This is a genomic window from Pseudomonas mendocina (assembly GCF_003008615.1).
Lineage (GTDB): Bacteria > Pseudomonadota > Gammaproteobacteria > Pseudomonadales > Pseudomonadaceae > Aquipseudomonas > Aquipseudomonas mendocina_C.
Window position 1 is genome coordinate 2,823,051 of record NZ_CP027657.1, and the last position, 23,382, is coordinate 2,846,432.

The 23,382-nt window shown below is 63.2% G+C and carries 26 protein-coding genes; 10 read left to right on the plus strand and 16 right to left on the minus strand.

Going from position 1 to position 23,382, the window contains the following annotated elements:
• Positions 1 to 136: 136 nt before the first annotated feature.
• The 3 genes from rsmD to C7A17_RS13165 are packed head-to-tail and all read right to left on the minus strand — an operon-like array spanning position 137 to position 3,562.
• Entirely contained in the window at positions 137 to 739 is a 603-nt protein-coding gene (gene rsmD / locus C7A17_RS13155) for a 16S rRNA (guanine(966)-N(2))-methyltransferase RsmD (protein WP_106738458.1), read from the minus strand.
• Positions 739 to 2,199: a M16 family metallopeptidase gene (locus C7A17_RS13160; protein ID WP_106738459.1), complete on the minus strand. Its 1,461-nt coding sequence runs from the start codon at positions 2,197 to 2,199 to the stop codon at positions 739 to 741. The genes rsmD and C7A17_RS13160 overlap by 1 nt, the downstream gene beginning before the upstream one ends.
• On the minus strand, positions 2,189 to 3,562 hold the full coding sequence (locus C7A17_RS13165; RefSeq protein WP_106738460.1) for a M16 family metallopeptidase: 1,374 nt from the start codon (positions 3,560 to 3,562) through the stop codon (positions 2,189 to 2,191). The genes C7A17_RS13160 and C7A17_RS13165 overlap by 11 nt, the downstream gene beginning before the upstream one ends.
• A gap of 143 nt (positions 3,563 to 3,705) precedes the next feature.
• On the opposite strand from C7A17_RS13165, the gene ftsY reads away from it, so the two are divergent.
• The 4 genes from ftsY (at position 3,706) to rpoH (ending at position 7,728) form a co-directional block, all read left to right on the plus strand.
• Complete coding sequence (gene ftsY, locus C7A17_RS13170; RefSeq protein ID WP_106738461.1) at positions 3,706 to 5,049, plus strand: signal recognition particle-docking protein FtsY; 1,344 nt, start codon at positions 3,706 to 3,708, stop codon at positions 5,047 to 5,049.
• On the plus strand, positions 5,046 to 5,714 hold the full coding sequence (gene ftsE, locus C7A17_RS13175; protein ID WP_037005342.1) for a cell division ATP-binding protein FtsE: 669 nt from the start codon (positions 5,046 to 5,048) through the stop codon (positions 5,712 to 5,714). Before ftsY ends, ftsE begins: the two co-directional genes overlap by 4 nt.
• On the plus strand, positions 5,714 to 6,730 hold the full coding sequence (gene ftsX / locus C7A17_RS13180) for a permease-like cell division protein FtsX (RefSeq protein WP_106738462.1): 1,017 nt from the start codon (positions 5,714 to 5,716) through the stop codon (positions 6,728 to 6,730). Before ftsE ends, ftsX begins: the two co-directional genes overlap by 1 nt.
• Before the next feature lie 143 nt (positions 6,731 to 6,873).
• A complete protein-coding gene (rpoH, locus tag C7A17_RS13185; protein ID WP_106738463.1) occupies positions 6,874 to 7,728 on the plus strand; it encodes an RNA polymerase sigma factor RpoH in 855 nt (284 codons plus the stop codon).
• A gap of 124 nt (positions 7,729 to 7,852) precedes the next feature.
• Here the strand turns inward: rpoH and mtgA are convergent, their stop codons facing one another.
• Positions 7,853 to 8,581 (minus strand): monofunctional biosynthetic peptidoglycan transglycosylase, encoded by a 729-nt coding sequence (gene mtgA / locus C7A17_RS13190; protein ID WP_106738464.1) that lies wholly within the window; start codon positions 8,579 to 8,581, stop codon positions 7,853 to 7,855.
• Positions 8,582 to 8,741: 160 nt separating this feature from the next.
• On the opposite strand from mtgA, the gene C7A17_RS13195 reads away from it, so the two are divergent.
• The 5 genes from C7A17_RS13195 to C7A17_RS13215 all read left to right on the plus strand — a co-directional run bounded on the left by C7A17_RS13195 (position 8,742) and on the right by C7A17_RS13215 (position 12,700).
• Positions 8,742 to 9,113 (plus strand): DUF423 domain-containing protein, encoded by a 372-nt coding sequence (locus C7A17_RS13195; RefSeq protein ID WP_106738465.1) that lies wholly within the window; start codon positions 8,742 to 8,744, stop codon positions 9,111 to 9,113.
• Positions 9,114 to 9,357: 244 nt separating this feature from the next.
• Positions 9,358 to 9,558, plus strand: coding sequence for a sulfur carrier protein ThiS (thiS, locus tag C7A17_RS13200; RefSeq protein WP_106738466.1), 201 nt, complete (start codon positions 9,358 to 9,360; stop codon positions 9,556 to 9,558).
• Positions 9,559 to 9,577: 19 nt separating this feature from the next.
• On the plus strand, positions 9,578 to 10,372 hold the full coding sequence (locus C7A17_RS13205; RefSeq protein WP_106738467.1) for a thiazole synthase: 795 nt from the start codon (positions 9,578 to 9,580) through the stop codon (positions 10,370 to 10,372).
• A gap of 86 nt (positions 10,373 to 10,458) precedes the next feature.
• The gene (gene trmB / locus C7A17_RS13210; protein ID WP_106738468.1) at positions 10,459 to 11,175 is read left to right on the plus strand and encodes a tRNA (guanosine(46)-N7)-methyltransferase TrmB; all 717 of its coding nucleotides are present in this window, start codon (positions 10,459 to 10,461) and stop codon (positions 11,173 to 11,175) included.
• Between the two features lie 181 nt (positions 11,176 to 11,356).
• Positions 11,357 to 12,700, plus strand: a complete 1,344-nt coding sequence (locus C7A17_RS13215) for a DUF1329 domain-containing protein (protein ID WP_106738469.1) — start codon at positions 11,357 to 11,359, stop codon at positions 12,698 to 12,700.
• A gap of 7 nt (positions 12,701 to 12,707) precedes the next feature.
• Here C7A17_RS13215 and C7A17_RS13220 read toward each other — a convergent pair whose 3' ends face one another.
• Complete coding sequence (locus tag C7A17_RS13220) at positions 12,708 to 13,136, minus strand: N-acetyltransferase (protein ID WP_106738470.1); 429 nt, start codon at positions 13,134 to 13,136, stop codon at positions 12,708 to 12,710.
• Between the two features lie 32 nt (positions 13,137 to 13,168).
• Here C7A17_RS13220 and C7A17_RS13225 point away from each other — a divergent pair, with 32 nt between their 5' ends.
• Positions 13,169 to 13,717 carry an AAA family ATPase gene (locus tag C7A17_RS13225; protein ID WP_106738471.1) on the plus strand — a complete coding sequence of 183 codons (549 nt, stop codon included), beginning with the start codon at positions 13,169 to 13,171 and terminating at the stop codon, positions 13,715 to 13,717.
• 24 nt (positions 13,718 to 13,741) lie between these two features.
• Here the strand turns inward: C7A17_RS13225 and C7A17_RS13230 are convergent, their stop codons facing one another.
• The 11 genes from C7A17_RS13230 to proC all read right to left on the minus strand — a co-directional run bounded on the left by C7A17_RS13230 (position 13,742) and on the right by proC (position 23,367).
• Positions 13,742 to 14,065 carry a DUF3392 domain-containing protein gene (locus C7A17_RS13230; RefSeq protein ID WP_106738472.1) on the minus strand — a complete coding sequence of 108 codons (324 nt, stop codon included), beginning with the start codon at positions 14,063 to 14,065 and terminating at the stop codon, positions 13,742 to 13,744.
• 16 nt (positions 14,066 to 14,081) lie between these two features.
• Entirely contained in the window at positions 14,082 to 15,233 is a 1,152-nt protein-coding gene (locus C7A17_RS13235; RefSeq protein WP_106738473.1) for a GGDEF domain-containing protein, read from the minus strand.
• A 174-nt stretch (positions 15,234 to 15,407) separates the two neighbouring features.
• Positions 15,408 to 16,568, minus strand: coding sequence for a radical SAM family heme chaperone HemW (gene hemW, locus C7A17_RS13240; protein WP_106738474.1), 1,161 nt, complete (start codon positions 16,566 to 16,568; stop codon positions 15,408 to 15,410).
• A complete protein-coding gene (gene rdgB / locus C7A17_RS13245) occupies positions 16,565 to 17,173 on the minus strand; it encodes an RdgB/HAM1 family non-canonical purine NTP pyrophosphatase (protein ID WP_394337067.1) in 609 nt (202 codons plus the stop codon). Before rdgB ends, hemW begins: the two co-directional genes overlap by 4 nt.
• On the minus strand, positions 17,166 to 17,582 hold the full coding sequence (locus C7A17_RS13250) for a DUF4426 domain-containing protein (RefSeq protein WP_106738475.1): 417 nt from the start codon (positions 17,580 to 17,582) through the stop codon (positions 17,166 to 17,168). Before C7A17_RS13250 ends, rdgB begins: the two co-directional genes overlap by 8 nt.
• A gap of 16 nt (positions 17,583 to 17,598) precedes the next feature.
• Complete coding sequence (gene metW / locus C7A17_RS13255) at positions 17,599 to 18,219, minus strand: methionine biosynthesis protein MetW (protein WP_106738476.1); 621 nt, start codon at positions 18,217 to 18,219, stop codon at positions 17,599 to 17,601.
• 2 nt (positions 18,220 to 18,221) lie between these two features.
• Entirely contained in the window at positions 18,222 to 19,361 is a 1,140-nt protein-coding gene (gene metX / locus C7A17_RS13260) for a homoserine O-succinyltransferase MetX (RefSeq protein WP_106738477.1), read from the minus strand.
• 128 nt (positions 19,362 to 19,489) lie between these two features.
• Positions 19,490 to 21,466, minus strand: a complete 1,977-nt coding sequence (locus tag C7A17_RS13265) for a dynamin-like GTPase family protein (RefSeq protein ID WP_106738478.1) — start codon at positions 21,464 to 21,466, stop codon at positions 19,490 to 19,492.
• 186 nt (positions 21,467 to 21,652) lie between these two features.
• Positions 21,653 to 21,943 carry a DUF167 domain-containing protein gene (locus tag C7A17_RS13270; RefSeq protein ID WP_106738479.1) on the minus strand — a complete coding sequence of 97 codons (291 nt, stop codon included), beginning with the start codon at positions 21,941 to 21,943 and terminating at the stop codon, positions 21,653 to 21,655.
• A gap of 2 nt (positions 21,944 to 21,945) precedes the next feature.
• Complete coding sequence (locus tag C7A17_RS13275; RefSeq protein ID WP_106738480.1) at positions 21,946 to 22,539, minus strand: YggT family protein; 594 nt, start codon at positions 22,537 to 22,539, stop codon at positions 21,946 to 21,948.
• 9 nt (positions 22,540 to 22,548) lie between these two features.
• A complete protein-coding gene (proC, locus tag C7A17_RS13280) occupies positions 22,549 to 23,367 on the minus strand; it encodes a pyrroline-5-carboxylate reductase (RefSeq protein ID WP_106738481.1) in 819 nt (272 codons plus the stop codon).
• Positions 23,368 to 23,382 lie beyond the last annotated feature (15 nt).

Sequence of the window (23,382 nt, forward strand, 5' to 3'; positions counted from 1 at the left end):
GGTCGGTCGTTATTCTGGGGTAGGGCGTACTCGCGAAGCAGTACGCCGTTGCGGAGTCTCTCATGACGCAGGTGCTAGAGAGGGGGCTTTGTGGCATGAACCAGGCGGACTGTTCGCTGGCGCTCCTGAGTCCGCCCTACGCGTTTCTTTGCCACAGTGCGTAATGCACCTGGCCGGTGTGCTTTTCGCGGTGCAGACGCCAGTTGCCGGGCAGGCCCAGTGTCGAAGGCGTCGTCTCGCTTTCGGTATAGACCCAGGCGTTATCGGCCAGCCAGCCCTGCGTCTCCAGCAGCGTGCAGGCGTCCTGCAGCAGATCCTTGTGGAATGGCGGGTCGAGCAGGGCGATATCGAAATGACGCGGTGCCGGGCGGGCCAGCAATTGCAGGGCGTCGCCCAGCTGAATTTCGCCATTGCTGCACTGCAATGTCGCCAGGTGCTCACGCAATGCCGCAACCGATGCTGGATTCAGGTCGCAGGCCAGGCCGCTGGCGGCACCGCGCGACAGGGCTTCGAGCAGCAGTGCACCGCTACCGGCGAAGGGGTCGAGCACATGGGCGCCCTCGACATAAGGCGCCAGCCAGTTGAACAGGGTTTCGCGCACACGATCCGGGGTCGGGCGCAGGCCCGGCCCGTCGGGGAAGGCGAAGCGCCGCGAACGCCACTCACCACCGATGATGCGCAACTGACCCTGGCCGCCATGAGCTTTGGCGGCCGATTTCTGCGGTGTGCGTGCGCGCATCAGTGCGGCACCGTGCTGGTCTGTTCGGCCGGGCGGTCGGTGGGCGGCGGCAGTTCTTTCTGCGCCACTGTCGGACCGGCAGTGACCACCACCAGTGCTTCCGGGTCGAGATGCTTGGCCATTGCCGCTTTCACCTGCTCGGTCGTGAGGCTCTGCACGTCACGCATGAAATCGTCCAGGTAGCTCAAGGGCAGGTCGTAGAAGCCCATCGAGGCCAACTGCCCGACGATAGCGGCATTGCTCGCGGTGGACAGCGGGAAGCTGCCGGCCAGCTCGCGTTTGGCATTGTCCAGCTCTTGTTGAGTGGGGCCGTCACGCAGGTAGTCGGTGAGCAGTTGCTTGACCAGTTTCAGAGTGCCCTCGCTGAGCTCGGCACGGGTCTGCAGGTTGATCATGAACGGGCCACGCGCCTGCATGGCGCTGAAGCCGGAGTAGACGCCATAGGTCAGACCGCGCTTTTCGCGCACTTCGCTCATCAGGCGTGTGCCGAAACCGCCGCCACCGAAGATCTGATTGCCCAGGTACAGCGCAGCGTAGTCCGGGTCGCGGCGGTCGATGCCGAGTTGGGCGATCAGCAGGTGGGTCTGGTTGGACGGATATTCGATATGGCTGGCGCCGGCCTTCGGCGTTTGTGGCTGGGCGATGTTCGCCAGTGCCGGGCCCTTCGGCAAGGCAGCCGACACCTGATTGGCGATGGCCTCGGCTTCGGCGCGTGACAGGTCGCCGACCAGCGCGATTACCGCATTGCCGGCCGTGTAGGCGCGAGCATGGAAAGCCTGCAGTTGCTGGCGGCTGATCGCCGGAATCGACTGGGCTGTGCCGTCGCTGGGGTGGGCGTAGGGGTGTTTGCCGTACAGGCGCTCGAACAGCTCCAGACTGGCCAGCTTGCCTGGGTTCTGCTTCTGGAACTCGAAGCCGGCGAGCAACTGGTTCTTGATCCGTGCCAGCGAGTCGGCGGGGAAGGTGGGCTTGCCCAACACCTCGGCGAACAGGGCCAGTGCCGGCTCACGTTGTTCCTGTGCACTAAGGCTGCGCAGGCTGGCCACGGCCATGTCGCGGTAGGCGCCATTGCCGAATTCGGCGCCGAGGCCTTCGAAACCGGCGGCGATGGCGCCGACATCCTTGCCTGGCACGCCTTCGTTGAGCATGGCGTTGGTCAGGGTGGCTAGGCCCGGCACGTCGCCGTCCTGGCTGCTGCCGGCGGCGAAGGTCAGGCGCAGGTCGAACATCGGCAGCTCATGTGCTTCGACGAACAGCACCTTGGCGCCTTGCGTGGTGTTCCAGGTCTGGATCTCCAGGGTGCGGCGGGTTGGCGCCTTGCCGTCGAGTGCGGCCAGGGACTGCAATTTGGCTGCATCGCCCGTCGGCGCATTGTCAGAGAGGTTGGCGCAGGCGCCCAGCACCAGTGCGCTGGACAGAACCAGGCCGAGCAGGCCCAGGCGGCGGTGCTCAGTCTTCATGGCGGGACTCCTCATGACGGGACTCTTCGGGCAGAACGTGGGCGACGCTCAGGCGGTCGCGGACGAAGAAGGTGCGGGCGGCCTGCTGGATATCGGCCGGGGTCACGGCTTCCAGCTCGGTCAGCTCCTGATCGGTGAGTTGCCAGGACAGGCCGACGGTTTCCAGTTGGCCGATGCTGGTGGCCTGGCTGGTGATCGAGTCGCGCTCGTAGACCAGGCCGGCGATGACTTGAGCGCGTACGCGTGCCAGCTCGGCAGCGGACGGCGGGGCCTTCTTCAGTTCCTCCAGCTCGCGCCACAGACCGGCTTCGGCTTGCTCCAGGGTTCTGCCCTTCTGCACGTTGGGCGTAGCCGAGAGGATGAACAGGCTGTCACCACGGGGGAAGGCGTTGTACCAGGCGCTGGCGCCGGAAACGAGCTCTTCGCCACGCTCCAGTCGCGTGGACAGGCGTGCGCTGTAGCCGCCATCGAGCAGGGCAGCGGCCAGACGCAGGGCATAGACCTGGCGTGGCGTTTCGGCAGTGGCCATGCCTGGTACGTTGAAGCCCATGATCAGGCTCGGCAACTGGGTCTTGAGATACAGCGTGATGCGTCGTTCACCCGGTGCAGCCAGCTCCAGCGGCAGCTTGGCGGTCGGCACTTCGCGGCGCGGGATGTCGCCGAAGTAGCGCTGAACCTGAGTCTTGACCTCATCGACGCTGACGTCCCCGACCACCACCAGGGTGGCGTTGTTCGGTGCGTACCACTTCTGATACCAGGCGCGCAGCTCGTCGATCTGCATGCGCTGCAGATCCGCCATCCAACCGATGGTCGGGATGTTGTAGCCGCTGGCCGGGTAGGCCATTGCCTTGAAGCGTTCGTAAGCCAATGAGGAAGGGCGGTCGTCGGTGCGCAGGCGGCGCTCTTCCTTGATAACTTCGATTTCCTTGTCGAATTCATCTGCCGGCAGTTTCAGGCTGGCGAGGCGATCGGCTTCCAGCTCCAGGGCCACGCCCAGACGATCACTGGCCAGCACCTGGTAATAAGCGGTGTAGTCGTCGCTGGTGAAGGCGTTCTCCTCGGCGCCCAGTTCGCGCAGGATGCGCGAGGCTTCGCCGGGGCCGAACTTGCGGCTGCCCTTGAACATCATGTGTTCCAGCGCATGAGACAGGCCGGTGGAACCGGGCGTCTCGTAGCTGGAGCCGACCTTGTACCAGATTTGCGAGACCACCACGGGCGCACGGTGATCCTCGCGGACGATGACCTTGAGGCCGTTGTCCAGTTCGAATTCGTGGGTGGGTTGAGCGGGAGAAGCGAAGGCCGCGAGTGGCACGCAAAGGGCGCCGAACAGCAGGCCGAGGGAACGGCGGGCAATGGCATTCATCGAAAGTCAGACCTGTCGGATAGCCTGGGCGGTCGTACCGCCGGCGGGCGAAGAGGTGCTAGGATACCCCATCCTTTTCCGGGGCGGCGCGGCAAGGCTTTACAGCCTGTTAGCTGTCCGCTCCCCTGAGATGCAAGCGACCCATGTTTGGTTCCAATGACGACAAGAAGTCGCCGGCCGAGGCTGGCGCGCAGACCCCGCCTGTGACCGAAGAAAAGAAATCTCTGTTCAGCTGGTGGCGCAAGAAACCGGCAGATACCCCTGCCGAGCCGGTTCAGCCTGTGGCTGCGCCCGTCGAGCCGCTCGAGTCAGCGGCGGAACCTGCCGAGCCGCCGGCTCCCGAGCAAACACCGGCTGCAGATCCAGCTATCGAGCCTGAGGCTCCAGCCTCTGTCGCTCTTGAGCAGCCACCGCAGCCAGAGCCTGCGGTTGTCGAAGCGCCTGCCCCTATGGTTGCCGAAGAGCCGCCAGTGGTGCCCGAGCCCATCGTCGAGGTCGTGCCCGCGCCGGTGGTGACGCCGCCGGCTCCCGTCGCTGCGCCGGCCACGCAGGAAAGACCCGGTTTCTTCGCCCGCCTCAAGCAGGGGCTGAGCAAGACCAGTGCCAGCCTCGGCGAAGGCATGGCCAGCCTGTTCCTCGGCAAGAAGGCCATCGACGACGACCTGCTCGACGATCTGGAAACTCGCCTGCTGACCGCCGATGTGGGCGTCGAGGCGACCACCACCATCATCGGTAACCTGACCAAGCGCGTGGCGCGCAAGGAGCTGGCCGATAGCGGTGCGTTGTACAAGGCGCTGCAGGAAGAGTTGGTGACCCTGCTCAAACCGGTCGAGCAGCCGCTGGTCATCGACGCGGCCAGGCAGCCCTACGTGATTCTTGTCGTCGGTGTGAACGGTGCCGGCAAAACCACCACCATCGGCAAGCTGGCCAAGAAACTCCAGCTTGAAGGCAAGAAGGTCATGCTCGCTGCAGGTGATACCTTCCGCGCTGCTGCCGTGGAGCAGCTGCAGGTCTGGGGTGAACGCAACAACATCGCGGTGATCGCCCAGCACACCGGCGCCGATTCGGCTTCGGTGATCTTCGATGCGGTGCAGGCCGCCAAGTCGCGCGGCGTTGATGTGCTGATCGCCGACACCGCCGGCCGCCTGCATACCAAAGACAACCTGATGGAAGAGCTGAAGAAGGTGCGTCGGGTTATCGGCAAGCTGGACGAGACGGCGCCGCACGAAGTGCTGCTGGTGCTCGATGCCGGCACCGGCCAGAACGCGATCAGTCAGGCCAAACAGTTCAACCAGACGGTGAACCTCACCGGTCTGGCACTGACCAAGCTCGATGGCACCGCCAAAGGTGGCGTCATCTTCGCCCTGGCCAAGCAGTTCGGTCTGCCGATTCGCTACATCGGCGTGGGCGAGGGTATCGATGACCTGCGTCCATTCGAGGCGCAGGCTTTCGTCCAGGCACTCTTCGAGGAGCGTGAGCGGGCATGATCCGATTCGAGCAGGTCGCCAAGCGTTACCCCAATGGTCATGTCGGGCTGCACGAGCTGAGCTTCCGCGTTCGCCCCGGCGAATTTCTCTTTGTCACCGGCCACTCCGGTGCTGGCAAGAGCACGCTGCTGCGCCTGCTGCTGGCGATGGAGCGGCCCACCAGCGGCAAGTTGCTGCTGGCCGGGCAGGATCTGTCGACCATCACCAATGCGCAGATTCCCTTCCTGCGCCGGCAGATCGGCGTGGTGTTCCAGAACCATCAACTGCTGTTCGACCGCACCGTGTTCGACAACGTCGCATTGCCGCTGCAGATCCTCGGTCTGTCCAAGCCGGAGATCGCCAAGCGTGTCGGTGCCGCGCTGGAGCGCGTCAGCCTCAGCGACAAGGCGGCGCAGTCACCGGGTGATCTGTCCACTGGCCAGCAACAGCGCGTCGGCATTGCCCGTGCCATCGTCCATCGCCCAGCTCTGCTGCTGGCCGACGAACCCACCGGTAACCTCGACCCGCGCCTGGCTGCCGAGATCATGGGCGTGTTCGAAGACATCAACCAGCTGGGAACCACGGTGCTGATTGCCAGCCACGACCTGGCGCTGATCGCGCGCATGCGCCAGCGCATGCTCACCCTGCAACGTGGTCGCCTGATCGGTGATGGGGAGGCTGCCTGATGAGCGCATCGAAAATGCCTACGCCGCAACCGGCCGAACGTGTCGGCGCGGCGCCGCGTAACAAGGTGGTGGATGGCCCGGCGGATGAGCCGGATTTTCGTACCCTGCTCAATGCCTGGCTGGAAAGCCACCGCGCCAGCCTGGTCGATAGCCTGCGCCGTCTGGCGCGCCAGCCCATCGGCAGTTTCTTCACCTGCCTGGTGATGGCCGTGGCGTTGAGCCTGCCCATGGGCCTGTCGCTGCTGCTGGACAACGTCGAGAAGCTCGGCGGCTCCTGGCAGCGTGCGGCGCAGATTTCCCTGTTCCTCGACATGTCCGCTGGCGAGCGCGATGGCCAGGCACTGCGCGAGCAGATCGCGGCTATGGATGACGTATCCGAAGCCGAGTGGATCAGTCGCGAGCAGGCGCTGGAAGAGTTCCAGCAGCTGTCCGGCCTTGGCCAGGCGCTGAAGGAGTTGCCAGAGAATCCGCTGCCAGGCGTGGTGCTGGTAACGCCCAAGGAAGTTGACAAGGCCAAGCTGGAGGCACTGCGCCAACGTCTGGCGGAGTTGCCGAAGGTGGAGCAGGCGCAGCTCGATCTGGTCTGGGTCGAGCGCCTGACCGCGATCCTCAAGCTGGGTGATCGCTTCGTCTTCGGCCTCAGCCTGTTGTTGATCCTGGCGCTGCTGCTGGTGATTGGTAACACCATCCGCCTGCACATCGAGAACCGTCGCGCCGAGATCGAGGTGATCAAGCTGGTAGGTGGAACCGATGGCTACGTGCGACGTCCCTTCCTTTATATGGGCGCGTTGTATGGTTTCGGCGCCGGTATCTTCGCCTGGCTGCTGCTGGCCTTTGGGCTGGATTGGCTGAACGATGCTGTAGTACGTTTGGCCGGCTTGTACGGTAGCGATTTCGCGCTGGGTGGCGTACCTTCGTCCGACGGTTTTTCGCTGCTGCTCGGCGCCGTGCTGTTGGGCTATATTGGCGCCTGGTTGGCTGTGGCGCGTCACCTCAATGAACTGGCTCCCCGCTGAGGCGCCATTCAGCGAAGCTGAACGCAAGCTGACAAGTCATTGTTTTGGTTGATATTGACTATCTATCAGGGAACTTATCCACAGGCCCTGCATCAGATAGCGCAGTGCTAAACTGCACGAGTTTCGTGAATCGGAGGATTCGAATGTCCACTTCCTTGCAACCTGTTCATGCTCTGGTTCCAGGCGCCAATCTGGAAGCGTATGTGCATGCCGTTAACAGCATCCCGCTGCTGACGCCCGAGCAGGAGCGTGAACTGGCCGAAAATCTCTACTACCAGCAGGATCTCGAGGCCGCCCGCCAGATGGTGCTGGCCCACCTGCGTTTCGTGGTGCATATCGCGCGCAGCTACTCCGGTTATGGTCTGGCCCAGGCCGACCTGATCCAGGAAGGCAACGTCGGCCTGATGAAGGCGGTCAAGCGCTTCAATCCGGAAATGGGCGTGCGCCTGGTGTCCTTCGCCGTGCACTGGATTCGTGCGGAAATCCACGAGTTCATCCTGAAGAACTGGCGCATCGTCAAGGTGGCCACCACCAAGGCGCAGCGCAAGCTGTTCTTCAACCTGCGCAGTCAGAAGAAGCGTCTGGCCTGGTTGAACAACGATGAAGTGACTGCCGTGGCCGAAAGCCTGGGCGTCGAGCCGCACGAAGTGCGCGAGATGGAAAGTCGCCTGACCGGCCAGGATATGGCGTTCGACCCGGCAGCCGATGCCGACGACGACAGCGCCTTCCAGTCGCCTGCGCATTACCTGGAAGACCATCGCTACGACCCGGCCCGTCAGCTCGAAGATGCCGACTGGAGCGACAGCTCCAGCAGCAACCTGCACGAAGCGCTGGAAAGCCTGGACGAGCGCAGTCGCGACATTCTCTACCAGCGCTGGCTGGCCGAGGACAAAGCGACGCTGCACGACCTGGCCGCCAAGTACAACGTGTCGGCCGAGCGGATTCGCCAGCTTGAGAAGAACGCGATGAACAAGCTCAAGGGCTGTATCGCCGCCTGACCCGCCGCAAAAGAAAAAGCCGCACCCAGGTGCGGCTTTTTTATGCCTGTAGAGTAGGGGGGCTGTGCGCACCTCCGGCAATCCGCATGAATATGCGGTACGCATGGCGCACCCTACGATCATCCTACAACCAGCGCGGCCACCACTCCGGGCGCTGCGCCCTGAGCTGGTTGAGGTAGTGACTGCCACCCAGCTGATTCATTTGCTGGCGAATCCAGGCGGCGCGGCGAATCACGTAGCCATTCGGGCGGCCTGCGCTCCAGCGCAGTGGATTGGGCAGCACGGCGGCCAGTTGGCTGGCCTGCTGACGATTCAGATAGGGCGCACCGACACCGAAATGATGCTGTGCGGCCGCTTCGGCGCCGAAGATGCCATCGCCCCATTCCGCGCTGTTGAGATAGACCTCAAGAATGCGTTCCTTGGGCCAGAGTAGCTCGATCAGTGCGGTGAACCAGGCCTCCAGGCCTTTGCGCAGCCAGCTGCGGCCCGACCAGAGAAAGAGGTTTTTCGCGACTTGCTGGCTGAGGGTGCTGGCGCCGCGCAGCGAGCCACCGCTCTGGTTATGGGTCAATGCCGCCTGGATCGCGCCCATGTCGAAGCCCCAGTGTTCGGCGAACTTCTGATCCTCGGCGGCGATCACCGCCATCTTCAGGTGATCCGGTAGCTCGTTCCACTGACGCCACTGGCGCTTGAGTTGCAGCGGCTGCTCGCCGCCCCAGGATTCGATCTTGCGTTCGATCATCAAGGCCGTGCCGGGCGGCGGTACCCAGCGCAGTGCGAGTACCAGCAGTGCGCTGGCCAGCATCAGCCAGAGCAGCAGTTTCAGCAGGCGACGGGTCAGGGCTCGGAGCATGGGGTCTCGCAACGATTGGCGGTGGCGCTATTAAAACAAAAAATCGCCGGGGAAATTCCCGAGCAGCCGCACGATTGCGCGCAGGTGTGACAATAACAACCATTTCGCCTTCGGGCTCAATGGTTAAACTGCGTGCACGTCGATCTCACCAGGAGGTTCCATGGCTCGTCTCTGGCTGCTGTTATCCGCTTTCGCCGGCTTTACCGGGGTGGCCCTGGGCGCCTTCGCGGCGCATGGTCTGAAGCACAGGTTAAGCGCCGAATACCTGACGGTGTTCCAGACAGGTACGCACTATCAGCTGATCCATGCGCTGGCCCTGTTCGGTGTTGGCCTGCTGGCGCTACATGCCCCTGGCCGTCTGGTCAATCTGGCCGGTGTTGCCTTCGCCTTGGGCATCCTGCTGTTCTCCGGCAGCCTGTATCTGCTGACGCTCAGTGGCATCGGCAAGCTGGGCATCATCACCCCGTTCGGTGGTGTGGCCTTCTTGTTCGGCTGGGTTTGCCTGGGGCTGGCGGCCTGGAAACTGAGCTGAGAGGGTGTCTACAAATTGCTGCGCTCGGCCATACTGCGTTGAAATCAGCCTCAAAATGCTCATGTACAGCTCGTACACTCCGCTTTTTCGGTTGATTTCGCCTTGTCTGACCTTTGCTCGCTGCTTTGTAAACACACTCTGACTCTGGCGTCAGAAATGAGGATGAATGGCGCCTTTTAGCCTTGGTCGTGGCCAGCTAACGGGCTAGAATGCCGGCCCTCTTCCTAGTTGTGACCGAGCCGTCATGCGCATCCAGTTGAATGGTGAACCCTTCGAACTGCCGGATAACCAGAGCGTCGCCGACCTGTTGGTTCGCCTCGATCTGACCGGGCGCCGGGTGGCGGTCGAGCTCAATCTGGACATCGTTCCACGCAGCCAGCACGAGACCACGCTGCTCGCCGAAGGCGATCAGGTGGAAGTGGTGCACGCCATCGGCGGCGGTTGATCCCTCTGAGGAGTTTCCCATGAGCCAAGTTCGCAGCGACAAGCCCTTTACCCTGGCCGGTCGTACTTACCAGTCGCGCCTGCTGGTCGGTACCGGCAAGTACAAGGATATGGACGAGACCCGCGACGCGATCGCCGCCTCCGGCGCCGAGATCGTCACCGTGGCCGTGCGTCGCACCAACATTGGCCAGAACCCGGGTGAGCCGAACCTGCTCGACGTGATCAGCCCGGACAAGTACACCATCCTGCCGAACACCGCCGGTTGCTACGACGCCGTGGAGGCCGTGCGCACCTGTCGTCTGGCCCGCGAACTGCTCGATGGCCACAACCTGGTCAAGCTGGAAGTGCTGGCCGACCAGAAGACCCTGTTTCCCAACGTCATCGAGACCATCAAGGCCGCAGAAGTGCTGGTCAAGGACGGTTTCGACGTGATGGTTTACACCAGCGACGATCCGATCATCGCCCGTCAACTGGCCGAGATCGGTTGCATCGCGGTGATGCCGCTGGCCGGCCTGATCGGCTCGGGCCTGGGTATCTGCAACCCGTACAACCTGCGCATCATCCTCGAAGAGGCCAAGGTGCCGGTGCTGGTCGATGCCGGCGTGGGCACGGCCTCCGACGCCACCATCGCCATGGAGCTGGGTTGTGAAGCGGTGCTGATGAACAGCGCCATCGCCCATGCCGAGGATCCGATTCTCATGGCGCGCGCCATGCAGCACGCAGTGGAAGCCGGTCGCCTGGCTTACCTGGCTGGCCGCATGCCGAAGAAACTCTATGCCAGTGCGTCGTCGCCGCTGACTGGCCTGATCAACTAAGGATGACGATTCATCGCGTGGCGGCCCTGCTGCGTTGAAAGCAGGGCTTCCGTTCGCGAATCGTGAGCACTCTACAAGAGCACAGCATGACCGATACCCAACAGCCCGAACTGACCGAAGACGGTCGCCAGCGCCGTACCATCAAGAGCTTCGTGATGCGTGCCGGGCGCATGACCGAAGGCCAGCAGCGTGGCCTGGAGAAGGGCTGGCCGCTGTTCGGCCTGGAGCTGGAAGATGGTCTGCGCGACTTCGACCAGGTGTTCGGTCGCAGCGCGCCGCGTACCTTCGAGATCGGCTTCGGCATGGGCCATTCCACCCTGGAGATGGCTGCCGCCGCCCCTGAGCAGGATTTCATCGGCGTCGAGGTGCACAAGCCGGGCGTCGGTGCGCTGCTGAGCGGCGCGATGGTGCAGAACCTGAGCAACATCCGCGTCTACAGCTGCGATGCCCTGGAAGTGCTGCGTGACTGCGTGGCTGACGCCAGTCTGGATCGCGTGCTGCTGTTCTTCCCGGATCCCTGGCACAAGTCGCGTCATCACAAGCGCCGCATCGTCCAGCCGGCCTTTGCCGAACTAGTGCGCAGCAAGTTGAAGGTCGGTGGCGTACTGCACATGGCCACCGATTGGGAAAACTATGCTGAGCACATGCTCGAGGTGATGAACGCTGCGCCTGGCTACCGCAACCTGGCTGCCGATGGCACCTATGTGCCGCGCCCTGAAGAGCGCCCGGTGACCAAGTTCGAACGCCGTGGCGAGCGTCTTGGCCACGGTGTATGGGATCTCAAGTTCCAGCGCCAGAGCTGAGGATTACGTCGCGATCCTTGGGTGGATCGAGCTGAATCAGAACCAGCAGGATGCACTACTAGATCGGGATAACCCGACGGCCAGGACGGCGCCTCACCGCAAGACACAACAACGATAAGTACGCCTGCAAGGCGTGCAGATATTAGCGGTGCCGTTGTCGTGGCGCCGCGAGGAGAGCATTGTGTTGAGATCGGTTTCCATTCTTCTGCTGACTGCCCTGGCGTTTCAGGCTCAGGCCAAGGTCGACCCCAGCCAGGCCGCGCGTCTCGGGCAGGAATTGACCCCGTTAGGGGGGGAGCGCGCTGCCAACGCCAGCGGCACCATTCCTGCCTGGGAGGGTGGCATGGCGACGCCGCCGGGCAATTATCAGCCGGGCATGCATCACCCGGATCCCTACGCCGACGACAAACTGCTGTATCGGGTCGACAGTCAGAACCTGGCGCAATACGAGCAGCAGTTGCCGGTCGGTCTCAAGGCCCTGCTGCAACAGAATCCCAGCTTCTATCTGCGGGTGTTCCCGACCCGTCGCAGCGCTGCCGCACCGCAGCGTATCTACGACGCGACACGCTTCAATGCGCTGAATGCCGAACTGATTTCCGGTGGCAACGGTGTGCAGGGCGCCGCTGCCGGCGTGCCGTTCCCGCTGCCGCAGAACGGCCAGGAAGCCATCTGGAACCACATCATGCGTTATCGTGGCGACCAGATCAGCATGGCCACGAATCAGGCGGCAGTGCTCGCCAATGGCAGCTACAACCTGCTCAAGCTCGAACGCGACGTCTACTTCCTCTATGGTCGTGACGGCGTTGCCCCGCAGGATCTCGACAACACCCTGTTCTATTACAAGTACAAGGTGGTGGCCCCGGCCAAGCTGGCTGGTTCGGCTCTGGTGGTGCAAGAGACCCTCGATCAGGTGCTGGCGATTCGCAAGGCCTGGCGTTTCAACCGCGGCGAGCGCCGTGTGCGCCGTCTGCCGATGCTCGCCTACGATACCCTGCAGCCTGATACCAATGGCATGGCCACCGCCGACCAGGTCGACTCTTACAACGGCGCGCCGGATCGCTACGAATGGCAACTGCTGGGCAAGCGCGAGATGCTGGTGCCCTACAACAGCTACGCCGTGCATCAGAAGGGCATTCCCTATGCCGAGATTTTGCAGGCCAAGCACATCAATCCGGAATTGCTGCGTTACGAGCTGCACCGCGTCTGGGTGGTCGAGGCGGATCTGCGCACTGGCTTCAGCCATCCGTATGGCAAGCGTCGTTTCTACCTCGACGAGGACAGCTGGCAGATTCTCGCCGTTGACCTGTATGACCGTAGCGGCGCGTTGATCGGCCTGCAGGAGGCGCATCCGATCAGCTACTACGACGTACCGATGTTCGGCTCGACCCTGGAGACCATCTACGACTTCAAGGGGGGGCGCTACTTCGCCGATGGCCTGGACAACAACGAGAAGATGTACGACTTCAATGCCAGGCTGACCCCGCGCGACTTCACCCCGCAGGCGCTGCGCCGCGAAGGTAACTGAGCCTGCTTCATTCGCGCGACCAGCGCATCGTCAGCTCCGCCTGGCCGGTGTGCGGGTCGTGCGCTTCGGCAACGGTCACGAAGCCGTTGGCCTTGTAAAAGGCCACCGCCCGAGTATTGGCGCAGTACACGCTCAGCTCGAGGCTATCGCGCCTGCGCTTGGCTTCGTCCAGTAGTTGGCGGCCTATGCCACGGCCCTGGGCGTCCGGGCTGACGAACAATGCAGCCAGGCGCTGTTCATGCAGCGACAGAAAGCCGAGCGTCTGGCCATTTTCCTCCAGCACCAGGGTTTCGGCTTGCGGCAGGTAGTGCTCGCGCATGGCGGGCAGCTGTTCCTGCCAGAACGCCTTCGGTACGAAGTCGTGTGCCTGGATCGAGGCATCGAGCCAGAGCGTGAGTACGGTTTCGCTGTCAGAGGGGCGGTAGGGGCGAATCATCTTGAAATCCTGTTCGAAAAGGAGGTGAATCCATGGCGGTTCGGTTACATATCTTCGGTGCGTCCGGCTCTGGCACCAGCACCCTGGCTCGGGAGCTGGCCGAGCGTTGCGGCTGGCTGCACCTGGATACCGACGATTTCTACTGGTTGCCCAGCGAGCCGCCCTACCTGCATAAGCGTCCACCGCAACAGCGTGTGGAAATGATCCGCGAGCACACGGCGCAGGCGCCGAACTGGGTGTTGAGTGGCTCGCTGTGCAGCTGGGGCGAGGCGTTGATTCCGTCGTTCAGCCATGCGCTGTTCCTGCGCCTGAACGATGAAGAGCGCATGCGTCGCCTGCGTCAGCGTGAAGCGCAGCGCTATGGCGAGCGCATCCAGCCGGGTGGCGACATGCATGCGCAGAGCCTGGCGTTCCTCGAATGGGCGGCCGGCTACGAGCAGGGCGACCTGCAGACCCGCAGCCTGCGCATGCACGAGGCATGGATCGAGCGGCAACTGAGCTGTCCGTTGTTGCGGCTCGATTCGACGTATGACAGTCCTGCGCAATTGGTCGAGCAGGCACTGGCGTGGCTGCGCGGCTGACTTCGTGAAGCAGGGCAAGGCTCGCTAATTGCGGTCGGCAAGTATGCCGATCACCACGAAGATCAGAATCAACACCGGCGCCAGGGTGAAGTTGTTGAAATGCGCCAGGCCCTTGGCCAGCCAGGGCGTGAGGAAGACGATGGCCAGGCCATAGCCGACGGCGCAGAACACCACGAACAACAGGGTGCGCAGCACGAAGTTGAGATTGCCGATGGTACGTTGAACCCAGGCGTTGATCGCCGGGCCGAACAGCACCAGAAGGGTGGCCATGATGGCCAGGGAGATATCGCCGAGGTGGCTGCGGCTCCAGCGCGACAGGGTGACGATCAGATCCAGTATCAGATCCATTGGGGCTCCTAGAGGGTCAGGCTTGTTCGACTCGGTTGCGACCTTCGCGCTTGGCGCGGTACAGCGCCGTATCGGCGCGCTGCAGCAGCTGCTCCAGGCTTTCCTGCGCGTATGCGGTGGCGTGACCGATGCTGGTGGTGATCGGGTAATCGTTCTGCGAGTAGCGATACGGAGCTTCGGCAACGCATTGGCGCAGTCGTTCGGCGGTGATGCGCGCCGATTCGGCGTCCACGTCGCGTAGCAGGATGATGAATTCCTCGCCGCCATAGCGACCCAGCGGCTCGTTCGAGCGCAGGTTGGCCGTGAGCGTGCGCACGAAATGCTTGAGCACCTCGTCACCGCCCTGGTGGCCGAGGTTGTCGTTGACCTGCTTGAAGTGATCGATATCCAGCAGCAACAGCGATAGTGGCTGGCGCAGGGTGCTCAGCTCACGCTGTGCAAGCTCGAAGATCATCGGCCGGGAGTAGGCATTGGTCAGCGGATCGTGGCTGAGCTGGTGTTCGAGCATCGCATGCAGGCGCTCGTTGAGCATGAGGATGAAACCTACCGAGATGCAGATCGCCAGCAGGCCGTGGGTGGAGAAATACAGGGCATTGAGCGGCGTCGGTGCGAGGAAGTCGCTACCTACGGTGGGGTGCAGCACGGCGTTGATGATGCGGGCCAGCGACACCAGTGCGTCGAAGATCACTGTGATTGCCGTGAACAGATAGGGAAATTGGGCGCGCCCGGTTTCTCGTGGACGGTGGCGCAGTACGTCGAGGCCGAACAGGAACAGCAAAACTCCGGAGACACTGGAGAAAATCACCACGCGGATGGCGTACAGGTCTTGTACGTAGAGGCAGTAGACCAGCCCCAGGTTGGCAATCAGCAGGGCGATGATCAGTTGCCGGCCATGACGCCGCTGCTCGAAGAAGGCGCGTCCGCCGTAGTAGATCAGTGCGGTGGCGCCCATGGCAGAGGCGTTGGCGACTACCATCGACAGCGACTCCGGCACCATGTCGCGCAAGCCGTACAGTACCGAGGCGAGCGCTACGCAGAGCATGCTCGCGCTCCAGTGTCGCGCGCCCTGCTGGCGATCGCGCACGGCGCTGGGCATGGCCGATAGCACGATGGCCATCAGCAGGCTCAGGGCGGCGAGAATGAAGACGATGCTGCGCGGGTCGAGCACGACGGGTTCCCTGTCTGCGCATGGTGAAGCGCCATAGACTACCGGATTTGTAGGGAACCTGGACAAGGAACAGTCGCGGCAGTGCGTAGCGTGTAGGGCGGAAGAAGCCCGTCCATCGGGCTGCGGCGGGTTTCGTTTGCCTTACGCATCCACCATTCGAGAGGCGTTGCGAGGCTAGGCGAGGAACAGCTGCAGCAGGTCGTTGAGAAACAGCTGTCCTTTTGCCGTGGCGACCAAACGGGTGTCATCGCCTTGCAGCAGACCACGGTGCTCGGCCTCGCGACGTGCCTGTTCCAATTGCTGCAGGGACAGGCCGGTGCGCTGGCTGAACAATTCGGCTGGCGCGCCTTCGGTCAGGCGCAGCACGTTCATCAGGAACTCGAAGGGCAACTCGTCGCTATCCAGCACGCGTTCACCTGCCTGGTAAGCCTTGCCTGGATCGAGGTAATCCTTGGGCAGGCGGGTCTTCCAGGTGCGCAGAATGCGCCCGTGCGGCGTGCTCAGCTTGGCGTGGGCGCCGGCACCGATGCCGAGAAAGTCGCCGAACGTCCAGTAATTGAGGTTGTGCCGCGCCTGCTTGCCGGGCTGGGCATAGGCGGATACTTCGTACTGTGCGTAACCCTCGGCCGCGAGCAAGGCCTGGCCGGCTTCCTGGATGTCCCACAGCAGATCGTCCTCGGGAAGCACCGGCGGCTGGTTCCAGAACACTGTGTTCGGCTCCATGGTCAGCTGGTACCAGGACAGGTGCGTCGGTGCCTGGGCGATGGCGGTGCGCAGGTCGAACAGGGCGTCCTCGATGCTCTGCTCGGGCAGGCCGTGCATCAGGTCGAGGTTGAAGTTATCGAAGCCGGCGGCGCGGGCCATGTCGGCAGCGCGGATGGCTTCGCCGCCATCATGGATGCGCCCCAGTGCCTTGAGCTTGGCCTCCTGGAAGCTCTGCACGCCGATGGACAGGCGATTGATGCCCAGAGCCCGATAGCCCTTGAACTTGGCTTGCTCGAAGGTGCCGGGGTTGGCTTCCAGGGTGATTTCGATGTCTGGCGCGAAGGCGATGCGCCGCTCGACGCCTTCCAGCAGACGGCCCAGGGCGCGGTCGGAGAACAGGCTGGGCGTGCCGCCGCCGAAGAAGATCGAAGTCAGCGGCCGGCCATGGACGTGCTGCAGGTCGATGTCGAGGTCGGCAAGCAGCGCGTCGACATACTCTTCTTCAGGCAGTTGCGGCCCGGCGGCGTGGGAGTTGAAGTCGCAGTAAGGGCATTTGCGCACGCACCACGGAATGTGGATGTAGAGCGCCAGGGGCGGGAGCAGGAAGCGCCCGCCAGCGGTTTCGCTCATGCCAGCCCCAGACGCTGCTTGAGCAGAGCCATGGCGCGGGCGCGGTGGCTGAGGCGGTTCTTCTGCTCGGGCGGCATTTCAGCGCTGGAGCACTCACCTTCGGGCACCCAGAACAGCGGATCGTAGCCGAAGCCATGTTCGCCGCGGGCGGCATGCAGGATGCTGCCGTGCCACAGGCCTTCGCAGAGGATCGGCAACGGATCATCGGCATGCCGTACCAGCGCCAGGGCGCAGACGAACTGGGCGCCGCGCTCGGCATCCGGTACGTCCTTGAGGGCGTCGAGCAGCTTGGCGTTGTTGGCCGCATCGCCCTTGCCATCGGCATAGCGCGCCGAGTAGATGCCGGGGGCGCCACCGAGGGCATCCACCGCCAGGCCGGAGTCGTCGGCCAGCGCCGGCAGGCCGGAGATGCGTGCTGCGTTGCGCGCTTTGAGGATGGCGTTCTCGACGAACGACAGACCGGTCTCTTCCGGCTCGACCTGGCTGAACTCGCCAATGGAACGCACGCGTACGGCATCACCGAGCATGGCCTGCAGCTCCTTGAGCTTGCCGGCGTTGTGGCTGGCCAGCACCAGTTCCTTGAAACCACTCACGGGATTAGTCATCCGGGAACATTTCCTGGTTGAAGGTAATGCGGTGTGCGTCGTCGCCCTGGCGCACATCCAGGGTGAAACTCAGCACTTCGCGGGTCTTGAAGGGGAACTGCGCCAGGTAATAGATGGCGCCACCTTCGGTGACCTGGCGGAAGGTCAGGGCGGTGCTCTTGCCGAGCAGATCCTTCACTTCACCACCAACCACGGCGGTGCTAGCCTTGCCGGCCTTGAGTACGGCGACGTTGATCACGCCTTGAGTCTTGCTGCGAGTCAGACCGGCGGCAGCAGCGATATCCGGCTGAATGAAGCTGGAATTGAACACGCTGTAGTGCACGTCGAGATCGCCAAAGCTCTGCTTGCGTTCGGCGGCGGCTGGCAGTGCCAGGCACAGGGCGATGAGGAAGGGAACGAGACGACGCATGATGATTCTCCTCTGTTCAGACCGCGACCTGATGCCCGGAAAGGCCTGCGGCGCTGATGCGGTAGATGCCGATTTCACCCAGCAGGTTAGGCCAGATGCGGCTTGCCAGGCCGTGGTGGTGATCGCGATCCACCGCCAGGCGTTCTTCCACGCGGGCACCCTGGGCGTGACAGAGGCGCTCGAAGTCCTCGAAGGTGCAGAAGTGGATGTTCGGCGTGTTGTACCAGGTATAGGGCAGGAAGTCCGATACTGGCATGCGACCTTTTGTCGTAAGGTACCAGCGGCAGCGCCAGTGACCGAAATTGGGGAAGGTGATGATGCAGGTCTTGCCGACGCGCAGCATCTCGGCCAGCACCTTGTCCGGGTAGTGCAGCGCCTGCAGCGACTGGGTCATGACCACCACGTCGAAACTGTTACTGGCGAAATTGCCCAGGCCCAGGTCGAGGTTCTGCTCAATGACGTTGACACCGCGCTCGATGCACAGCGCGATCTTGTCCGGGTCGATTTCCAGGCCGTAACCGGAGACCTGCTTGTGATCGCGCAGCCAGGCGAGCAGCTCGCCATCGCCGCAGCCCAGGTCGAGCACACGGCTGCCCGGGGCGATCCATTCCTGGATGATTTCCAGATCCGCTCGCATGCTCATACCTCGATTCGCTTCATGTAGCTGCCGAATGCCTGCAGGTAACGCGGGATCGGCATGAGGAAGGCGTCATGACCCTGCGGAGCATCGATCTCCAGGTAGCAGACGTTTTTCTTCGCGACCAGCAGAGCATCGACGATCTCCCGCGAGCGTGCCGGGGAGAAGCGCCAGTCGGTGGTGAAGGACATCAGGCAGAAGTCGGCCTTGGCTCCAGCCAGGGTTTTCGCCAGGTTGCCGTCATGGGCGGCGGCCGGGTCGAAGTAGTCCAGCGCCTTGGTCATCAGCAGATAGGTGTTGGCGTCGAAGCGCCCGGAAAACTCCTCGCCCTGGTAGCGCAGGTAGCTTTCCACCTGGAACTCGACGCTGTGGAAGTCGTAGTTGAGCTTTTCGCTCTTCAGGCCACGGCCGAATTTCTCGCCCATGGCGTCATCGGACAGGTAAGTGATGTGGCCGACCATGCGTGCCAGCATCAGGCCACGCTTGGGGATCACACCCTGTTCCTGGAAGTGTCCGCCGTGGAATTCGGGATCGGTGAGAATCGCCTGGCGCGCCACTTCGTTGAAGGCGATGTTCTGTGCCGACAGCTTGGGTGCCGAGGCGATGGCCAGGCAATGGCGCACGCGCTCGGGGTAGCTGATGGTCCACTGCATGGCCTGCATACCGCCGAGGCTGCCGCCGATCACCGCCGCCCATTGGTCGATGCCGAGTTCATCGGCCAGGCGCGCCTGGCTGTGCACCCAGTCTTCGACCGTCATCACCGGGAAGTCGGCGCCGTAGGGTTTGCCGGTGGCCGGGTTGGTGCTGCTGGGGCCGGTGGAGCCGTTGCAGCCGCCGAGGTTGTTGAGGCTGACGACGAAGAACTTGTTGGTGTCGATCGGCTTGCCGGGGCCGATGCAACTGTCCCACCAGCCCGGTTTGCGATCATCCGGGCTGTGATAGCCGGCGGCGTGATGATGGCCGGACAGGGCGTGACAGATGAGCACGGCATTGCTGCGTGCGGCGTTCAGTTTGCCGTAGGTTTCGACGACCAGTTCGTACTCGGCCAGGCTGCGCCCGCAGGCCAGCGCCAGCGGCTCGCTGAAGCGGAATACCTGGGGGCTGACCAGGCCGACGGAATCTTCGGGGAATGCAGTGGGCATTGAGGCGCTGCTAATGACTCTGAGGAGGGCGCCAGTCTAAAGAGCACCGACCCGAGCGGCAAGCGAGCGGTCTGGTCACCTCTCTCCCATTTATGGAAGAGAGGGCAGGGCGCGCATGAACATAGAATTTACAGGCTGCGTGGGCGCGCGATCACCGGCAGGCTGACCACCTTGCCTTGGCGCTGCACTGGCGCCGGTCGACGCAGCACGCGCAGCATGTCGCTGGCCTGGGCCAGTTGCTGCTCCAGCTCTTCCTGATAGCGCGCCAGTTGCAGGCTCCGTTTGCGCGTTTGCTGGGTTTCCTGGGCCAGGGCCTTGAGGCGCAGCATGTGGGTTTCCAGCATCTGCTTGTGTTCCAGGGTGTGCTGCATCAGCGGCATCAGTGCATCGGCCGCCCATTGCTCGGCGTCCTGGCGCAGGCGCTGGTGCAGGCCGATCACTTCCTGGGCCAGGGTGGCGAAGAAACGCCGAGTCAGGCTGCGCTGTTCGGTGAGCAGGGTCTTCACGTGCAGGCGGAACTGGTCGCCCTTGGCTTGCAGCTTCTTCAACTCACGCAGGTAGCGCTGGATCTTGAACTGCGGCGCGTCGACACCGCCCAGCGGGTTGTCTTCGTTATGCCGGCGATAGATGGCGGCGACCATCTTGTTGGCCATCTCGGCTTCATGCTGCAGGTTGTGCAGATCCTGCTCGACGACGCGAAAAAAATGCAGGATGGCCTGGTTGATACCCAGGGTGGTCCAACTGCCGGTAAGGTTGCGCCGGACTTCGCTCAGGTGCTCTTCCAGGCGCTCGGCACGTGCGGCATGGCGCAGCAACTGACCCTGGCGGTGCAGCAGGCGCTGATTGGTTTTCAGGCCGAGCAGGCGCTTGTGGTGCTGATTGTGATCTTCCTTGGTCTTGGCGGTCAGTTCGAAGAGCAACTGGCCATTGTCCTGCTGGTGGTTGCCGAGCAGGGCCAACTGTTCGTTGACCTTTTCCAGGCGCAGGTTGAGCACGTGCTGGCTGTTGTTGAGCAAGGCCAGTACCTGACGCACCACATGATCTTCGATCAGGCGCTCCTTCTGCGCGACGATGCGTTCGCACAGCAAGTTCTCCAGATTGGCCATCTGGCTACGCGCCAGTAATTCTTCGTCCTTGCGTACCTTGGCCAGCAGCGCCTGCTTGGCCGACAGCGGCAAGACGTCCTGCTTGGCGATGCCCAGCTGCTTGGCGGTGGCGTTCTGGATCTGGCTGATGGCGTTCTGCACGAAGGTCTCGCCAGCCAGGTCGTCCCACAGCACATCGATCTTGTTCAGCACGGCGAACAGGCTGGTCTGCGCGTCTTCGTCGAGCTGGCGGATGTGCTGTTGCCAGATGCTCATGTCGCTGGCGGTGACGCCGGTATCGGCGGACAGCAGGAAGATGATCGCCTGGGCGTTGGGCAACATCGACAGGGTCAGTTCCGGCTCGCTGCCAAGGGCATTGAGGCCGGGTGTATCGAGAATGCGCAGGCCCTGGCGCAGCAAGGGGTGGTCGAAATTGACCATCGCATGGCGCCAGGCCGGTACCAGTACCTGACCGCGTTTGCCGGTGCCTTCGAGCATGTCCGGGTGGAAGCCGAGCTGGATCGCCTGTTCCACCGGCATGGCTTTGGTCTTGGCCACCTGGCTGAAAGCCAGGGCCATGTTGGCGGGGTCGCTGGTGTCCAGCGGGATGTTCACCCAGTGCCTGGGAATGCGCTTGAACTGGGCGACGCTGGCCGAGGCCGTACGGGTCTCTATCGGCAGCAGGCGAATGTAGGGGCGCTCCGAGCGCGGGTCGAAGAACAACTCGGTGGGGCACATGGTGGTGCGCCCGGCGTGCGAGGGCAGCATGCGCTGACCATATTCGGAGAAGAACAGGCTGTTGATCAGCTCGGTCTTGCCGCGTGAGAACTCGCCAACGAAAGCCAGGGTGATGTGGTCGGTGCGCAGGATCTTCAGGGCGCGTTCGAGGCGTGCCTGTACGGCTTCGGAGTTGAGCCGATTGTGCTCCAGCCAACTGCGATAACGCGTGATCTCGCGCATCAGCTCGCGCTTCCAGGCAACGTAGGCGTCAACCTGCTGGCTGAGACGTTCCATGCTCATCCTGGCTCTCCTCTCGGCAAGATCATCCACTTGCTGGTTAGCGTCTGCGTGACGGTTCAGTTGGGTTGGCCGCCAGGACGCACGGCATTGGCGAGAATAGCTTGCATTATGCGACGCGCCAGGCGGCCGTCAATTGGCCGCTGGTACAGTCCCGCCTTATGGTCGGGGCAGGCGGCTGAGTGGTCGTCAGGTGCGTTGCAGGCCGGGAATCGGCGGCAGGCTCTGCGGGGCGCGAATACGCAGGCGCTTCTGTCGGTTGAGTTCACCGCTCTCCAGGCTCACCTGACTCTTGGCGACACCGAAGGCCTTGGCCAGGAAGGCCTGCAGATGGGCGTTGGCCTTGCCGTCGACCGGCGGGGCGGTGAGGCGGATTTTCAGCCGCTCACCGTGCAGCCCGGCGAACTCGTCCTTGCTCGCCTTGGGCTGCAGATGGCAGTCGAGGATCAGATCCTCGCCGTCCCAGCGGTAGAAGCTCATGCTCAGAGGAAGGGGCTGAGCATCGGCGGCAGGCCGGTGGAGGCCGCCAGCCCGCCGATCACGAAGCGGTCGATCAGGTTGATGGTGATGAAGGCGAAGATCGGCGAGATATCCAGGCCGCCAAGGTTAGGCAGCAGCTTGCGAAATGGTGCCAGCAGTGGTTCGCAGATCTGATTCACCAGTTGCGCGCCTGGGTTGTAGCTGCCCGGTGCGACCCAGGAGAGGATCACGCTGATGATCAGGGCGAAGAAGAACACCTTGAGAAACAGCGAGGTTACGCCGATCAGCGACCACACCAGCAACTGCAGGATGAAGCCGCCGACGTTGTAGCCCATCAGCGTCAGGGTGACGATCATCAGTACCAGCTGCACCAGAATGGCCAGGATCAGCGAGGCCAGATCCAGACCGGCGAAACCGGGGATGATCCGCCGTAGCGGCGTCACCAGCGGCTGAGTAGCCTTGACGATGAACTGGCTGAGTGGATTGTAGAAATCGGCGCGTACCAGTTGCAGGATGAAACGCAGCAGCACGATCAGCAGGTACAGGCTGCCGAGCGTCTGGATGATATAGATGAGAGCTTCGATGAGTCCGGACATGCTGTCTCCTTATTGACCCAGTTGTTCGGCGAGTTCGGTCGAGCGGTTGGCCGCTGCGTTGAGTGCCTGCTGCACCAGCGCCTCGAAACCACCTGCCTGGAAGGTTTTGATTGCCGCTTCGGTGGTGCCGTTCGGCGAGGTAACACGACGACGCAATTCTGCGGCGTCGACATCGCTCTCGCTGGCCATGCGCGCGGCGCCCAGAGCGGTCTGGATGCTCAGGCGGGCAGCGGTTTCGCGTGGCAGGCCGAGTTTTTCACCAGCCTCGGTCATCGCTTCGATCAGCAGGAAGAAATAGGCCGGGCCGCTGCCGGACACGGCGGTGACCGCGTCGATCTGCGCTTCGTTATCGAGCCACAGCGCCAGACCAACGGCGCTCAGCACCTGTTCGGCCTGGGCTTTCTGTGCGGCGCTGACGCGCGGGTTGGCGAACAGGCCGGATACGCCCTGGCGCAGCAGCGCTGGGGTGTTGGGCATGCAGCGCACGACAGGGCGCTCGCCCAGCCAGTTTTCCAGGCTGGCGCAACTGATGCCGGCGGCGATGGAGATGATCACCTGGTTCGGTGCGAGGTGTGCGGCCAGATCCAGGCACACCGCTTTCATGATCTGCGGCTTGACTGCCAGCACGATCAGATCCGCGCCTTCGATGGCGTCGGCGTTATTCGCAAAGGTGATGATGCCGTGTTCCTGTTGCAGGCGCGCGCGCTGCTCGGTACCAGGTTCGCTGGCACGGATGGCGTTGGCCGCCACGCCCTGGGCGCGCAGGCCGCCGATCAGGCTGGCAGCCATGTTGCCGGCGCCGACGAAGACGATGATCGGGTTGCTCATTAGGGGAATTCCTTC

Coding starts and splice junctions, on each gene's coding strand:
- rsmD (WP_106738458.1), bottom strand. CDS start 739: ATGCGCGCACGCACACCGCAGAAATCGGCCGCCAAAGCTCATGGCGGC.
- C7A17_RS13160 (WP_106738459.1), bottom strand. CDS start 2,199: ATGAAGACTGAGCACCGCCGCCTGGGCCTGCTCGGCCTGGTTCTGTCC.
- C7A17_RS13165 (WP_106738460.1), bottom strand. CDS start 3,562: ATGAATGCCATTGCCCGCCGTTCCCTCGGCCTGCTGTTCGGCGCCCTT.
- ftsY (WP_106738461.1), top strand. CDS start 3,706: ATGTTTGGTTCCAATGACGACAAGAAGTCGCCGGCCGAGGCTGGCGCG.
- ftsE (WP_037005342.1), top strand. CDS start 5,046: ATGATCCGATTCGAGCAGGTCGCCAAGCGTTACCCCAATGGTCATGTC.
- ftsX (WP_106738462.1), top strand. CDS start 5,714: ATGAGCGCATCGAAAATGCCTACGCCGCAACCGGCCGAACGTGTCGGC.
- rpoH (WP_106738463.1), top strand. CDS start 6,874: ATGTCCACTTCCTTGCAACCTGTTCATGCTCTGGTTCCAGGCGCCAAT.
- mtgA (WP_106738464.1), bottom strand. CDS start 8,581: ATGCTCCGAGCCCTGACCCGTCGCCTGCTGAAACTGCTGCTCTGGCTG.
- C7A17_RS13195 (WP_106738465.1), top strand. CDS start 8,742: ATGGCTCGTCTCTGGCTGCTGTTATCCGCTTTCGCCGGCTTTACCGGG.
- thiS (WP_106738466.1), top strand. CDS start 9,358: ATGCGCATCCAGTTGAATGGTGAACCCTTCGAACTGCCGGATAACCAG.
- C7A17_RS13205 (WP_106738467.1), top strand. CDS start 9,578: ATGAGCCAAGTTCGCAGCGACAAGCCCTTTACCCTGGCCGGTCGTACT.
- trmB (WP_106738468.1), top strand. CDS start 10,459: ATGACCGATACCCAACAGCCCGAACTGACCGAAGACGGTCGCCAGCGC.
- C7A17_RS13220 (WP_106738470.1), bottom strand. CDS start 13,136: ATGATTCGCCCCTACCGCCCCTCTGACAGCGAAACCGTACTCACGCTC.
- C7A17_RS13225 (WP_106738471.1), top strand. CDS start 13,169: ATGGCGGTTCGGTTACATATCTTCGGTGCGTCCGGCTCTGGCACCAGC.
- C7A17_RS13230 (WP_106738472.1), bottom strand. CDS start 14,065: ATGGATCTGATACTGGATCTGATCGTCACCCTGTCGCGCTGGAGCCGC.
- hemW (WP_106738474.1), bottom strand. CDS start 16,568: ATGAGCGAAACCGCTGGCGGGCGCTTCCTGCTCCCGCCCCTGGCGCTC.
- rdgB (WP_394337067.1), bottom strand. CDS start 17,173: ATGACTAATCCCGTGAGTGGTTTCAAGGAACTGGTGCTGGCCAGCCAC.
- C7A17_RS13250 (WP_106738475.1), bottom strand. CDS start 17,582: ATGCGTCGTCTCGTTCCCTTCCTCATCGCCCTGTGCCTGGCACTGCCA.
- metW (WP_106738476.1), bottom strand. CDS start 18,219: ATGCGAGCGGATCTGGAAATCATCCAGGAATGGATCGCCCCGGGCAGC.
- metX (WP_106738477.1), bottom strand. CDS start 19,361: ATGCCCACTGCATTCCCCGAAGATTCCGTCGGCCTGGTCAGCCCCCAG.
- C7A17_RS13265 (WP_106738478.1), bottom strand. CDS start 21,466: ATGAGCATGGAACGTCTCAGCCAGCAGGTTGACGCCTACGTTGCCTGG.
- C7A17_RS13270 (WP_106738479.1), bottom strand. CDS start 21,943: ATGAGCTTCTACCGCTGGGACGGCGAGGATCTGATCCTCGACTGCCAT.
- C7A17_RS13275 (WP_106738480.1), bottom strand. CDS start 22,539: ATGTCCGGACTCATCGAAGCTCTCATCTATATCATCCAGACGCTCGGC.
- proC (WP_106738481.1), bottom strand. CDS start 23,367: ATGAGCAACCCGATCATCGTCTTCGTCGGCGCCGGCAACATGGCTGCC.